Origin of the sequence: Burkholderia sp. Ac-20392, assembly GCF_017104585.1 — a bacterium.
GTDB lineage: Bacteria > Pseudomonadota > Gammaproteobacteria > Burkholderiales > Burkholderiaceae > Burkholderia > Burkholderia lata.
Map to the genome: position 1 here is coordinate 1 of NZ_JAAGPB010000257.1, position 12399 is coordinate 12399.

The 12399-nt window shown below is 68.0% G+C and carries 12 protein-coding genes; 8 read left to right on the forward strand and 4 right to left on the reverse strand.

Going from position 1 to position 12399, the window contains the following annotated elements; translation table 11 throughout:
- Positions 1 to 294 precede the first annotated feature (294 nt).
- The 3 genes from G3N99_RS24400 (at position 295) to G3N99_RS24410 (ending at position 4211) form a co-directional block, all read left to right on the forward strand.
- A complete protein-coding gene (locus G3N99_RS24400) occupies positions 295 to 1254 on the forward strand; it encodes an MBL fold metallo-hydrolase (RefSeq protein WP_206123671.1) in 960 nt (319 codons plus the stop codon).
- A 179-nt stretch (positions 1255 to 1433) separates the two neighbouring features.
- Positions 1434 to 2783: an MFS transporter gene (locus tag G3N99_RS24405; RefSeq protein ID WP_174935446.1), complete on the forward strand. Its 1350-nt coding sequence runs from the start codon at positions 1434 to 1436 to the stop codon at positions 2781 to 2783.
- Between the two features lie 87 nt (positions 2784 to 2870).
- Positions 2871 to 4211 (forward strand): MFS transporter, encoded by a 1341-nt coding sequence (locus G3N99_RS24410; protein ID WP_174935444.1) that lies wholly within the window; start codon positions 2871 to 2873, stop codon positions 4209 to 4211.
- 21 nt (positions 4212 to 4232) lie between these two features.
- On the opposite strand, the gene G3N99_RS24415 is transcribed toward G3N99_RS24410, so the two are convergent.
- The 3 genes from G3N99_RS24415 to G3N99_RS24425 all read right to left on the reverse strand — a co-directional run bounded on the left by G3N99_RS24415 (position 4233) and on the right by G3N99_RS24425 (position 7575).
- Positions 4233 to 4529, reverse strand: coding sequence for a hypothetical protein (locus tag G3N99_RS24415; protein ID WP_174937956.1), 297 nt, complete (start codon positions 4527 to 4529; stop codon positions 4233 to 4235).
- A gap of 115 nt (positions 4530 to 4644) precedes the next feature.
- A complete protein-coding gene (locus G3N99_RS24420; protein WP_241011834.1) occupies positions 4645 to 6465 on the reverse strand; it encodes a diguanylate cyclase in 1821 nt (606 codons plus the stop codon).
- Between the two features lie 309 nt (positions 6466 to 6774).
- Positions 6775 to 7575: an SDR family oxidoreductase gene (locus G3N99_RS24425; protein ID WP_206123672.1), complete on the reverse strand. Its 801-nt coding sequence runs from the start codon at positions 7573 to 7575 to the stop codon at positions 6775 to 6777.
- A 135-nt stretch (positions 7576 to 7710) separates the two neighbouring features.
- Here G3N99_RS24425 and G3N99_RS24430 point away from each other — a divergent pair, with 135 nt between their 5' ends.
- Together G3N99_RS24430 and G3N99_RS24435 are read left to right on the forward strand one after the other, a co-directional pair.
- Positions 7711 to 8670: a GlxA family transcriptional regulator gene (locus G3N99_RS24430; RefSeq protein ID WP_206123673.1), complete on the forward strand. Its 960-nt coding sequence runs from the start codon at positions 7711 to 7713 to the stop codon at positions 8668 to 8670.
- Positions 8671 to 8746: 76 nt separating this feature from the next.
- Positions 8747 to 9895 (forward strand): epoxide hydrolase family protein, encoded by a 1149-nt coding sequence (locus G3N99_RS24435; RefSeq protein WP_206123674.1) that lies wholly within the window; start codon positions 8747 to 8749, stop codon positions 9893 to 9895.
- 100 nt (positions 9896 to 9995) lie between these two features.
- On the opposite strand, the gene G3N99_RS24440 is transcribed toward G3N99_RS24435, so the two are convergent.
- The gene (locus tag G3N99_RS24440; RefSeq protein WP_174948658.1) at positions 9996 to 10487 is read right to left on the reverse strand and encodes a 2,4'-dihydroxyacetophenone dioxygenase family protein; all 492 of its coding nucleotides are present in this window, start codon (positions 10485 to 10487) and stop codon (positions 9996 to 9998) included.
- A 170-nt stretch (positions 10488 to 10657) separates the two neighbouring features.
- On the opposite strand from G3N99_RS24440, the gene G3N99_RS24445 reads away from it, so the two are divergent.
- From G3N99_RS24445 to G3N99_RS24455, 3 genes are all read left to right on the forward strand, one after another.
- Complete coding sequence (locus G3N99_RS24445) at positions 10658 to 11128, forward strand: MarR family transcriptional regulator (RefSeq protein ID WP_174935433.1); 471 nt, start codon at positions 10658 to 10660, stop codon at positions 11126 to 11128.
- A gap of 37 nt (positions 11129 to 11165) precedes the next feature.
- Complete coding sequence (locus tag G3N99_RS24450; protein WP_206123675.1) at positions 11166 to 11501, forward strand: hypothetical protein; 336 nt, start codon at positions 11166 to 11168, stop codon at positions 11499 to 11501.
- The coding region (locus G3N99_RS24455) for an MFS transporter (RefSeq protein ID WP_206123676.1) at positions 11498 to 12399 on the forward strand (902 nt) is incomplete at its 3' end. The genes G3N99_RS24450 and G3N99_RS24455, both read left to right, overlap by 4 nt.

Genomic DNA, 12399 nt, shown 5'->3' on the forward strand with positions numbered 1-12399 from the left:
CAGCGGCTTGCGCCGGCGCGCGAGCGCGTCGAGCAGCCGGCCGCCGACCTCGACACTCTGGATCCCGCGCTGCGCCTTGGGCGGCGCGTCGTCTGCGCTGACTTCGTGGTTCTGCACGCGATGATTCTTCCGTTGACGAAACCCCGCATGGTATCCGACGCCATTTATCGCGCCAGCCCGCAGGTTTACCCGTATTAAACAATAGCAAGCGACTTTGTCATTGACAAATATTTGGCTCGGGAAGATGATCCGTTCACTCCCCTCAACACATGGCTCGCAGCCACGGAACGCAACATGGCCAAAGCATTCGCCTCCCAAGCCGATCTGGAAGAGAAGAAAGTCACCTGGACGAAGCTGTCCGAGAACGCATACGCGTACACCGCCGAAGGCGACCCGAACTCGGGCGTGATCATCGGCGACGACAGCGTGCTGATCGTCGACACGACCGCGACGCCCGCGATGGCGCAGGACCTGATCGCGAAGATCCGCAGCGTGACCGACAAGCCGATCAAGCACGTGGTGCTGTCGCACTACCACGCGGTGCGCGTGCTCGGCGCGTCCGCGTATTTCGACGAAGGCGCGCAGCACGTGATCGCGAGCCGCGGCACGTACGAGATGATCGTCGAGCGCGGCGAGGCCGACATGAAGTCGGAGATCGAGCGTTTCCCGCGCCTGTTCGCCGGTGTCGAGACGGTGCCCGGCCTGACCTGGCCGACGCTCGTGTTCGAGCGCGAGATCACGCTGTTCCTCGGCAAGCTCGAAGTGAAGATCATGCACGTCGGCTCGGGCCACACGAAGGGCGACACGATCGTCTGGATCCCGTCGCAGAAGGTGCTGTTCTCGGGCGATCTCGTCGAATACGACGCTGCGTGCTACTGCGGCGACGCCCAGCTCGAACAATGGCCGGCCACGCTCGAGGCGCTGCGTGCGCTCGGCGCCGAGAAGCTCGTGCCGGGCCGCGGCCCCGCGCTGCTGAACCCGGCCGACGTGAACAAGGGCCTCGACTACACGAAGGATTTCGTCACGACGCTGCTCGCACAGGGTCGCAAGGCCGTCGAACAGCAGCTCGACCTGAAGGCGTCGATGGCGCTCACGCGTGAAGCGATGGATCCGAAGTTCGGCCACGTGTTCATCTACGAGCACTGTCTGCCGTTCGACGTGTCGCGTGCATTCGACGAAGCGAGCGGCATCGCGCATCCGCGCATCTGGACCGCGCAGCGCGACAAGGAAATGTGGGCCGCGCTGCAGGACTGAGCGGCTTGCACAGGCGGGGCACCCGACAGGGCGCTCCGCCTTTTTTCTGAAGCGGCGACTGGCCACGGCTTCCTGCCGTCTTTCCGTCCGCCGTACCCGATCTCACAAGAAAGCAGGGCGCACGTACGCCCTGGGAGACGGCTGCGCGCTCGAATCGCGCAACCTGTTTGGAGAGAGACATGCCCCAATCGCTTCCCGCCGAAGCGACGCTCGCGCACGCGAGCGCTTCGGCTTCCGCCTCGGCCGCCACGGACGACGCGCTGCTGTTCCGCAAGATCGCGTGGCGGATCGTGCCGTTCCTGTTCCTCTGCTACGTCATCTCGTTCCTCGACCGCATCAACATCGGCTTCGCGCAGTTGCAGATGAAGCACGATCTCGGCTTCAGCGACGCGATGTACGGCCTCGGCGCCGCGGTGTTCTACGTCGGCTACGTGTTCTGCGAAGTGCCGAGCAACCTGCTGCTCGCGCGTTTCGGCGCGCGCCGCACCTTCACGCGGATCATGCTGCTGTGGGGCATCGCGTCGACCGGGATGATGTTCGTGTCGCAGCCGTCGCATTTCTACGTGCTGCGCTTCCTGCTCGGCGTGTTCGAAGCCGGCTTCTTTCCCGGCATCGTGCTGTACCTGACCTACTGGTTCCCCGCGAACCGGCGCGCGGCCGCGATCTCGGTGTTCTTCGCGGGCGTCGCGGTGGCCGGCGTGCTCGGCGGCCTGATGTCGGGCTGGATCATGCGCGACATGAGCGGCGTGCTCGGGATGCACGGCTGGCAGTGGATGTTCGCGATCGAAGGCGCGCCGGCGATCCTGCTCGCATTTGCCGCGTTCACGTTGCTGGTCGACCGGCCGCAGGACGCCACGTGGCTCACGTCCGATGAAAAGGCGCGGGTCGCCGCGCTGTGCGCCGACGGCCGCGGGCACGGCAACGCGCACGACGGGCGCAGCCTCATGGCGGCGCTCGCGAACCCGCGCGTGTACCTGTTCGCGTTCATCTATTTCTCGCTGACCTGCGCGTCGCTGACGCTCAATTTCTGGATGCCGCTGATGATCCGCGACTTCGGCGTGACCGACGTCGTCGCCGTGAGCCTGTACACGGTCGTGCCGAACGCGGTCGGCGCGGTGGGGCTGATCCTGATCGCGCGCCGTTCGGACCGCACCGGCGAGCGCCGCAAGCACTTCGCGTGCTGCACGATCGGCGGCGGGCTCGCGCTCGCGGCGCTGACGCTGCACCTGCACAGCTTCGCGGCGATGCTCGCGTGCCTGTCGATCGCGGCGACGCTGATCTTCGCCGCGCTGCCGATCTTCTGGGCCGTGCCGACCCGCTATCTGTCGGGCAACGCGGCCGCGGCCGGGATCGCGCTGATCAGCAGCATCGGGATCACGAGCGGCATCGTCAGCCCGTGGGTGATCGGGATGATCCGCACGCGCACCGGCAGCATGGATCTCGCCGTGTATCTGCTGGCTGCGCTGCTGGTGGCGAGCGGCGTCGCGCTGATGCTCGGCGTGAAAGGCGAAGCCGCGCCGCGCGACTAGGCAAGCAACGGCCGGTCGCCGCTCGCGGGCGGCGGCGACCGGCGCGACGTATGGGCCCCGTATCTGAATCCATCGAGGAGACGATCGATGTCAGCCCCTCTTCAAGCGGACGCCGCGCGTGCGGTCGCGTCCGGTGTCGCGTCAACGGACGACGACGCGCTGTACCGCCGCATCGGCGCGCGGATCGTGCCGTTCCTGTTCATCTGCTACATCGTGTCGATCCTCGATCGCAGCAACATCGGCTTCGCGCAGTTGCAGATGCGGCAGGATCTCGGCCTGACCGACGCGATGTACAGCCTCGGCGCGGTGCTGTTCTTTGTCGGCTACGTGCTGTTCGAGGTGCCGAGCAACGCGCTGCTGCGCCGTTTCGGCGCGCGCCGCACGTTTGCGCGGATCATGTTCCTGTGGGGCGCGGTGTCGGTCGCGATGATCACCGTCGACAGCGCGAAGCATTTCTACGTACTGCGCTTCCTGCTCGGGCTGTTCGAGGCCGGGTTCTTTCCGGGCGTGGTGTTCTACCTGACGTACTGGTATCCGGCACGGCGGCGCGCGTCGGTGCTGTCGATCTTCTACGCGGGCGTCGCGGTGGCCGGGATGGTCGGCGGGCTGCTGTCGGGCTGGCTGATGCGCGGGATGTCGGGCGTGCTCGGGCTGCACGGCTGGCAATGGATGTTCGCGATCGAAGGCGCGCCCGCGATCCTGCTCGGCGTGATCGCGTGGTTCTGGCTGTGCGATCGCCCCGAGCACGCGAAGTGGCTGTCCGACGCCGATCGCCAGCGGCTCGCGGCCGACCTGGCCGCCGACCGCGCCGGTGCCGATACGACGGCGCCGCACTCGCTGCGGCAGGTGCTGGCCGAACCGCGCACCTACCTGTTCGCGTTCATCTATTTCTCGCTGACCACGGCGCTCCTGATGCTGCTGTTCTGGATGCCGCTGATGATCCGCGAATTCGGCATTCACGATGTCGTGCAGATCAGCCTGTTGTCGGTCGTGCCGAACGCGATCGGCGCGGCCGGCCTGATCGCGATCGCGCGGCGCTCCGATCGCAAGCGCGAACGGCGCTGGCACTTCGCGGCATGCGCGTTCGGCGGCGCGGTGGCGCTCGCGCTGCTGACGCTGCACCTGCCGAGCATCGTCGCGATGATGGCGCTGCTGTCGGTCGCGGCGATGCTGATCTTCGCCGCGCATCCGGTGTTCTGGGCCGTGCCGTCCGCGTATTTCTCCGGCGCGGGCGCGGCGGGCGGGATCGCGCTGATCAGCAGCATCGGCGTGTCGAGCGGCATGATCACGCCGTGGCTCGTCGGGCTGATCCGCACGAGAACCGGCAGCATGGACCCGGCGATGCTGATGATCGCGGCGCTGCTGGCCGCGTGCGCGGTCGCGATGCTGCTGGGCGTGCGGGCGGTATCGCGTGAGGCGGCAGCGTGACGCCGGCAGCGACGATGCGATTCAGTGGAAGTACAGGAATAGCCCGGGCAGCACGAGCAGGCCGTGCAGCACCAGCGCCCCGTAGATCACGCCGCCGCGCGCCTGCAGGTCGATCGACAGGCAGGCGATCGCCGCGATGACCCCGATGACCGACAGGCCTGCCGCCCAGACGAGCGCGGTGATGAGCACGCGAATGCCCATGTACGGATCGTCCATCGAACTGGCGACCCCGTAGCCGATCAGCAGCGCCAGCAGCTCGACGAGCGCGACGACGAGAAGACCTGACGCGATTCGCGCGGTGCGTTTGGCATTGTCCATGGCAAGTCGGGGTGGGTAGGGGCAGGGGCGCTAGCCTACACGATCCGTCCCGAATAGGTCGCGCAACGGGGGCGGCAGGAAGCTGGGCGAGGAGCGGCCGTGGCGTGGCCGAAATCTACGCCCGATACACCTCGATCCGGTTGCGGCCGCGCTCCTTCGCGAGATAGAGCGCCTTGTCCGCGCGCGACAGCGGCTGGTAGGCGCCGAAGTCCGACGCCCGCATCGCGTCGATGCCGATGCTGACGGTCAGCGTGACCGGCTGGTCCTCGTGCGTGAGCCGGGCCTGCATCGCACGTTGCTGCACGCGCTGCGCGAAGGCCAGCGCGCGGTCGAGATCCGCGCCCGGCAGCACGATCGCGAATTCCTCGCCGCCGACCCGGCCGACGATGCCGTCCGGCCCGGTTTCCGCGAGCAGCAGCCGCGCAAAATGCCGGAGCGCGCGGTCGCCGACCGGGTGGCCCCAGCGGTCGTTCAGCGCCTTGAAGTGATCGAGATCGAGCATCAGCACCGCGGCGGCCTGGCCGGTCGTGCGCACGGCGCGCAGCGCGGCCTCGCTTTGCCGCATGAACGCATGGCGGTTCGACAACTGCGTCAGGTGGTCGGTGGTCGCCATCCGGTGCAGTTCGGCCTCGATGTGCTTGCGGTCGGTCGCGTCGGTGATGAAGCCGTGCCACACGGTGCCGCCGTCGGCCGTGCGCTGCGGGCGCGCGTCGCCTTCGCGCCAGCGCAGGCCCTGGCCGGGCAGCAGCACGCGATATTCGAGGCGCCACGGCGTCAGTCGCACCGACGAGTCGTGCAGCGACAGCCGATAGGCGACCAGGTCGGCCGGATGGATTCGCGTCTCGACCGCTTCCGCGCTGCGGGCGATCTGCTCGGGCGTCAGTTCGTAGATGTCGCTGACGCCCGCGCTCGCGTAGGAAAAGAAGCGACGCCCGTCGGGCGCCTGCCGAAGCTGGAACACAAGCCCGGGAACCTGGTCGGTGAGATCCGTGACGAGCGCGGCCGAGTCGCGCAATCGCGCGGCGAGCTCGCGCAGCGCGGTGATGTCCGTGGTCGTCCCGACCATCCGGAGCGCGCGGCCGTTGGCGTCGCGATCGATCACCTTGCCGCGGCTGCAGATCCATTTGTACGAGCCGTCCTTGCAGCGGATGCGGTGCTCGACCGCGTAATAGTCGCTGCGGCGCTCGAAGTGCGCGAGCATCGCGGCTTTCACGTCGGCGATGTCGTCCGGATGCAGCCGTTCGTACGCGTCTTCGATCCGGGTGCTGAGCTCGTGCGGCGCGTAGCCGAGCATCGCCTTCCAGGCCGGCGAGTAATGGATCTCGCCGGTTTCCACGTTGCGATCCCACACGCCGGTGCCGCTTTCGGTCAGCGCGAGCGTGGTCAGCGTACTGTGTTCCTCGACGATGCCGAGCCGTTCGCGCAAGGTCACGGCTTCGATCGCGCGGGCAAGCGCGCTTGCGGCCAGTGTGGCGAGGTCGCGCAGCATCGCGCGTTGCCCGGCGTCGGGCGTGAGCCGCTTACCGTCGACGACGCACAGCGTGCCGAGCGTCGCGCCGTCGGGCGCGGCCAGTTCGCAGGCCGCGACGATCCGCAGCGCGTGAGGTGGGCCGTCGGCGCGTTGCCCGTTGTCATTCGTGCCAAGCGGGGCGAACCGCGAATCGGCGGCCGGCGTCGGCTCGACGTGGGGTAGCAAGACCTCGGCGGGAAGTTGATCGGGACGCGGATCGGGCAGCTCGCCGTCGGCGGCCAGCACGCGTTGCGCATCGGCGTCGGCGAGCGCAATGAACGCGCCGGCGGCGCCGAAATGCGCACGCGCGACACGGCACACGGTGTCCAGTTCCGGCAGGGGTGGGAGCGCGGGCTGACGGTCGGCCGAACCGCGTGCGGAGGCCGGCGCGTCGCCGGTCTCGGTGATGAACATACGGACCCGCATGGTCGAATTCCGCAACGGACGATTGCCCTCGTGATCGGACGAATACCGGTCGAACGAGGTCGCTTGGGGACTGCAATCGCAGAGCTTACTGTTGCGCGGAATGCGTGGCAAGTGAACCGGAATCGTCTGTCGACACGCGACATTTGCGCCGGCCGGGAAAGAATCCGGTGCGTGTGCCCGCAGACGCATCCACCGATCGGCATTCGCCCGGAAACGTGCCGCGGAACCTCGGATGATTGTGGGCGTTTCGCCACGCATCACCGTGTTCCGCCGCACATCCCGGGGTGCGACTTGCGGGATGCCGCGTGCTCAGCGGGCCGTCGCGTAGCGCGGCGCGGGCGTGTCGGCCGACAGGTGCGGCGCCATCGTGCGGCGCGCGGCTTCGTACGCTTCCCATTCGTCACCCGCGTGCAGCGACGGGATCGTCACGAGTTCGCCTCGATCGAAGCCGACCAGCGCCGCGTCGACCATGTCGTTCGCCGACATCACGATTTCCTTCGGCAGATGCTCGAGCGGCAGGCCGCCCGTCTGCCAGAAATCGGTGGCGGTCGCGCCGGGCAGCACGGCCTGCACCTGGACGCCCTTGCCGGCGAGTTCGTGATGCAGCGACTGGCTGAACGCGAGCACGAACGCCTTGCTGCCGCCGTACACGCCATTCAGCGTTTCCGGCGAGATCGCGACGATCGACGAAATGTTGATCACCGCGCCGCGGCCGCGGGCGACGAAGCCGGGCGCCGCCGCATAGGTGAGGCGCGTGAGCGCGGTCACGTTGAGGTCGATCATCCGCGTCATCGCGTCGACGTCGCTGTCGAGCAGCGGCGCGTGCGTGCCGATGCCCGCGTTGTTCACGAGCAGCGTGATGCTCGCATCCTGCTTCAGCTTCGCCTCGACGGTGGCGAGTGCCGCGCGGTCGTTGAGGTCGGCGTCGATGATCTCGACGCTGCGCTGGGTCTCGTTCGTGATGCGGTCCGCGAGGGCGGCCAGGCGGTCGCGGCTGCGCGCGACCAGGATCAGGTCGTAGCCGCGGCGTGCGAGCCGGTCGGCGTAGACGGCGCCGATGCCCGACGAGGCGTCGGTAATGAGGGCGGTACCGCGATGTGCTTGCGTCATGATGTGCTCCGTTTCGATGGAAATGGCCGGATGGCGTGAAGCCATTCTGGTCTCGAATCGCTGCGACACAAATGACGTAGATGGGTATGATTCAGGACATCGGGCGACTCACTCGCCCGGGACGGGAGAACGCACATGCACCGTATCGGTTTTCTGATCAGCGACGGCTTCCAGATCATGGCGCTCGCCGCACAATCGGTGTTCGAGTACGCGAACATGGGCATGAGCGAGCCGTTCTACGTGATGGGCAACTATTCGGTCGACGGCGGCGACGTGCACTCGTCGCTCGGCCTGCCGGTCGCCACGCACGCGCTGCGCGGGCGGATCGCCGTCGATACGTGGATCGTCGCGGGCGTCAACGATCCGATCGCGTCGCCGGCGCCGGCCGACGTCGTCGCGTTCCTGCGCCGCACCCATGCCCGCGTGCGGCGGATCGCCGGCATCTGTACGGGCGCGTTCGTGCTGGCCGAGGCCGGGCTGCTCGCACAGCGCCGCGCGACGACGCACTGGGCGTATGGCCGCGACATGCAACGGAACTACCCGGAGATTCGCGTCGAGGAAGACCGGATCTACATCGTCGATGGCCCGATCTGGACGTCGGCCGGGATGACGGCCGGCCTCGACCTCGCGCTCGCGATGGTCGAAAAGGATCTCGGCGCCGATGCCGCACGCTCGGTCGCGCACAAGCTCGTGATGCACCAGCGGCGGGCCGGCGGCCAGTCGCAGCATTCGGAAATGCTGGAGCTCGCGCCGAAATCCGACCGGATCCAGAACGCGCTGAACTACGCGCGGCAGCATCTCGGCCGCGCGCTGACCGTCGAGGATCTCGCCGAAGCCGTCCACCTGAGCCCGCGCCAGTTCAGCCGCGTGTTCACGCTCGAAACGGGGCAGTCGCCCGCGAAGGCGATCGAGCGGCTGCGGCTCGAATCCGCGCGGCTGATGATCGAGCAGAGCCGCCATTCGCTCGACGTGATCGCGAAGGAAAACGGCTTTCGCGATCGCCGGCACATGCGCGAGGCGTTCGTGCGCGGGTTTGGCGTACCGCCGCAGGCGATGCGGCGCGAGGCGCGCACGGACGAGCGGGAAACGGGCTGATGCCCGCGGGGGCGAGGCGCCAGCGCGAGCCGGAAAAATCGCGCAGAATTCCCGGCATCTTTCGCGAGGAGACACCATGCACGCCGAGCCGTTCGACATTGCAATACCCGATCACGCGCTTGATGACCTGCGTCGGCGCCTGCGCGACCGTCGTCCGCCGATGCTCACGCCCGCCGAGCCGTGGCAGCAGGGTATGGACGGCGCGTGGCTGCGCGAACTGAACGAGTACTGGGCCGAGCGCTTCGACTGGCGTGCGGTGGAGCGTGCGCTGAACCGGTTGTCGCAGTTCGTCGCCGATGTCGATGGCCAGCGCGTGCATTTCATCCATCGGCGTGGGGCGGGACCGAAACCTTATCCGCTCGTCATCACGCACGGCTGGCCGGGCTCCGTGTTCGAATTCCACGCACTGATCGATCGCCTCTGCGATCCGGCGGCATTCGGCGGCAATCCTGACGACGCGTTCGATGTCGTCGTACCGTCCCTGCCGGGCTTCCTGTTCTCGCCCGCGCCAACTGCGCCCGGCATGTCGGCATTTCAGGTTGCCGACCGCTGGGCGGCGTTGATGTCCGGTCTCGGATACCGACGCTTCGGCGCACAAGGCGGCGATCTCGGCGCAGGCGTGTCGATTGCGCTCGGCGCGCGCCATGCCGACCGGGTGGACGGGATCCATTTGAACTACCTGCCTGGCAGCTACGAGCCTCCGACGGATGCGGCTTTGCCGCTGACGGAGGACGAACGGGCGTTCGTGACGCAGCGCGGCGAGTGGGCCGCGCTGGAAGGCGGATACGCGCATATGCACATGACGAAGCCGCAGACGCTGGCCGTCGCGCTCAACGATTCGCCGGCCGGACTGGCCGCATGGATCGCCGAGAAATTCCGCGCGTGGAGCGATTGCGACGGCGACATCGCACGGCGGTTTTCGCACGATACGCTGCTGACCGGAATCTCGCTCTACTGGTTCACCGGCTGCATCGGCTCCTCAATGCAGATGTATTGGGAAAACCGGCTGCAGCCGATGCGCTTCGCGGCCGGGCAACGCGTGACGGTGCCCGTCGCGTTCGCATGCTTTCCGAAGGAAATCAGCCGTCCGCCGCGCAGTTGGCTCGAACGCGTGTTCGACGTCGTGCAATGGACCGACATGCCGAGCGGCGGCCATTTCGCGGCGATGGAGGAGCCGGATCTGCTGGCCAACGATATTCGGCGATTTTTCCGGCGCTTCCGGTAATGAGCCGGTCGGCCGGCGAGGCGGGCGCAGCGCGCCAGTGGCTGTCCGGTCGACAGCGCGCGCGCGCCACGCGGGTCGTGACGCGACGGTAGCGGCTGCGTTACCGCGTGACGAACGGTGCGGCGTCGTCCGGCGCCGTACGCGCATGCTTGCGCTGGCGCAGCAGCGCGACGCGACAGTTCTCGCGTGCGGCTTCGCGGCCGTCGTCGTCGAGCAGCACGAGATCGCCGCGCATCACGTTGAGCGTGATCACGTCCTCGCCCGGCGCGCCGAGTGTTTCCGGCGTATGCACCGAGCCGGCCGGTTCGAGCACCGTCGAGCCGGCGTGCGCCACCCAGTCGTATTCGCGATAGCGCCACGCACCCTGCAGCGTATGGACGAACACCTCGCCGTCGTGACGGTGGCGCGGCAGCGTGCCGCCTGCCGGCATCTTCAGCAGCGCGGTCAGCGTGTCTTCGGCCGCATTGATGTGCAGGTACTTGATTGCCAGCCCCGGCAGGTCGGCGCTCATCGGCAGCCACGGCAGCGCTTCGCCGGGCAGGCACGAGATCGGCGGCAGGTCGGTGGCGAGCGGGGCGGACGGCTGCGTCATGGCGGGAGGCGGAGCGGAAATGGGGAGCCCGCATTATCGCAGAGCCGGCTCGTGCAGCCGAACGGGACGTGTGGCTTCGGCTTTCGAGCCGATGCGAAGAAGCCATCCTTACAGCTTGAAATATGCAGCTAAACTGTACAGTTTGACTGTATATCTGCTATCTTGAATTCATGAACACGCCATTGCCTCCCTCCGAAGCGCTCCTGCTGGCCGGCCTCGCCGGCGAACTCCGCATCTCGGTCGGCAAGCTGATGCGGCGGATGCGGGAGCAGATCCACCCGAACGACCTCACGTCATCGCAGAAGTCGGTGCTGTTGCGGCTCGATCGCGACGGCCCCGCGACCGTGTCGGCGCTCGCGCGCGCCGAAAGCGTGCGGCCGCAGTCGATGCGCGTGACGGTCGCGACGCTCGAGACGCTGGGCGCCGTCAGCGGCGAGCCCGATCCCTCCGACGGCCGGCAGACGCTGATCGCGCTCACGCCCGGTTTCCGCAAGGTGCTGCAGGCCAACCGCGCGGCCAAGGACGACTGGCTGTTCCGTGCGCTGCACGCGCAACTGTCGGAGGCCGAGCAGGCCGAGCTCGCGTCGGCCGTGAAGCTGCTGCAGCGGCTCGCCGAATTCCAGGAACCGCCGCGTCCCTGAGCCGTATCGACCCGCTTGCCGAAAGGACAACCCATACATGAACCTCCCGCATCTCGTGTCGTATTTCTTCGGCGGCGCGTTTCTCGCGAACGTCGTGCCGCATCTCGTCAGCGGGTTGCGCGGCGAGCCGTTCCAGACCCCGTTCGCGAATCCGCCCGGGCGCGGGCTGTCGTCGTCCACCGTGAATGTGGTGTGGGGCGTCGCGAACCTCGTGATGGCCTACGTGCTGGTGTGCCGCGTCGGCGATTTCGACCTCCGGGTCACGGCCGACGCGGCTGCGTTCGGTCTCGGCATCCTCCTGCTCGGCCTGTTCCTTGCGCGGCACTTCGGCGAGCTGCACGGCGGCAACGAGCCCGACCGGGAGCGGCCATGAGCGTGCCGGCGGCGGGCGTTTTCCGCTCGCTTCGCAGCTTCAACTATCGCGTGTGGGCGATCGGCTCGCTCGTGTCGAACATCGGCACGTGGATCCAGCGCACCGCGCAGGACTGGCTCGTCCTCACGCAGCTCACGCATCACGACGCGTCGGCCGTCGGCATCGTGATGTCGCTGCAGTTCGGCCCGCAGCTTCTGCTGCTGCCGTGGACGGGGTATGCGGCCGACCGTTTCGACCAGCGCAAGCTGCTGATGGCGACGCAGGCGCTGATGGGCGGGCTCGCGCTGTTGCTGGGGCTGCTGACGGTGACCGGCGTCGCGCAGCTGTGGCACGTGTATCTGTTCGCGTTCCTGTTCGGGTGCGCGTCGGCGTTCGATGCGCCGGTGCGGCAGACTTTCGTCGCGGAGCTGGTCGCCGATCGGGAGCTGGCGAACGCCGTCGCGCTCAATTCGACGTCGTTCAACGCGGCGCGGATGATCGGGCCGGCGGCGGCCGGCTTCATCATCGCGTCGGTCGGCACGGGCTGGGCGTTCCTGCTCAACGGGCTCAGTTTCGTCGCGGTGCTGGCGTCGCTGTCGATGCTGCGCGCCGACGAGCTACGGGCGCACGCGCGGGCCGACCGCACGCGCGGAAGCCTGCTCGACGGGTTCCGTTACGTGTGGCAGCGCCCGGACCTGAAGGCGATCCTCGTGATGCTGTTCCTGATCGGCACGTTCGGGCTCAATTTCCAGTTGTTCATCTCGACGATGGCGGCCAGCGTGTTTCACGTCGACGCGCGCGGCTTCGGCGTGCTGTCGTCGATGATGGCCGTCGGCACGATTACCGGTGCGCTGCTCGCGGCGCGCCGCGACCGGCCGCGCTTCCGGCATCTGTGGATCGGCGCGGCGCTGTTCGGGCT

What these genes read in the sequence shown, in the direction of transcription:
- G3N99_RS24400 (WP_206123671.1), top strand. Translation starts at nt 295, where the DNA reads ATGGCCAAAGCATTCGCCTCCCAAGCCGATCTGGAAGAGAAGAAAGTC.
- G3N99_RS24405 (WP_174935446.1), top strand. Translation starts at nt 1,434, where the DNA reads ATGCCCCAATCGCTTCCCGCCGAAGCGACGCTCGCGCACGCGAGCGCT.
- G3N99_RS24410 (WP_174935444.1), top strand. Translation starts at nt 2,871, where the DNA reads ATGTCAGCCCCTCTTCAAGCGGACGCCGCGCGTGCGGTCGCGTCCGGT.
- G3N99_RS24415 (WP_174937956.1), bottom strand. Translation starts at nt 4,529, where the DNA reads ATGGACAATGCCAAACGCACCGCGCGAATCGCGTCAGGTCTTCTCGTC.
- G3N99_RS24420 (WP_241011834.1), bottom strand. Translation starts at nt 6,465, where the DNA reads ATGCGGGTCCGTATGTTCATCACCGAGACCGGCGACGCGCCGGCCTCC.
- G3N99_RS24425 (WP_206123672.1), bottom strand. Translation starts at nt 7,575, where the DNA reads ATGACGCAAGCACATCGCGGTACCGCCCTCATTACCGACGCCTCGTCG.
- G3N99_RS24430 (WP_206123673.1), top strand. Translation starts at nt 7,711, where the DNA reads ATGCACCGTATCGGTTTTCTGATCAGCGACGGCTTCCAGATCATGGCG.
- G3N99_RS24435 (WP_206123674.1), top strand. Translation starts at nt 8,747, where the DNA reads ATGCACGCCGAGCCGTTCGACATTGCAATACCCGATCACGCGCTTGAT.
- G3N99_RS24440 (WP_174948658.1), bottom strand. Translation starts at nt 10,487, where the DNA reads ATGACGCAGCCGTCCGCCCCGCTCGCCACCGACCTGCCGCCGATCTCG.
- G3N99_RS24445 (WP_174935433.1), top strand. Translation starts at nt 10,658, where the DNA reads ATGAACACGCCATTGCCTCCCTCCGAAGCGCTCCTGCTGGCCGGCCTC.
- G3N99_RS24450 (WP_206123675.1), top strand. Translation starts at nt 11,166, where the DNA reads ATGAACCTCCCGCATCTCGTGTCGTATTTCTTCGGCGGCGCGTTTCTC.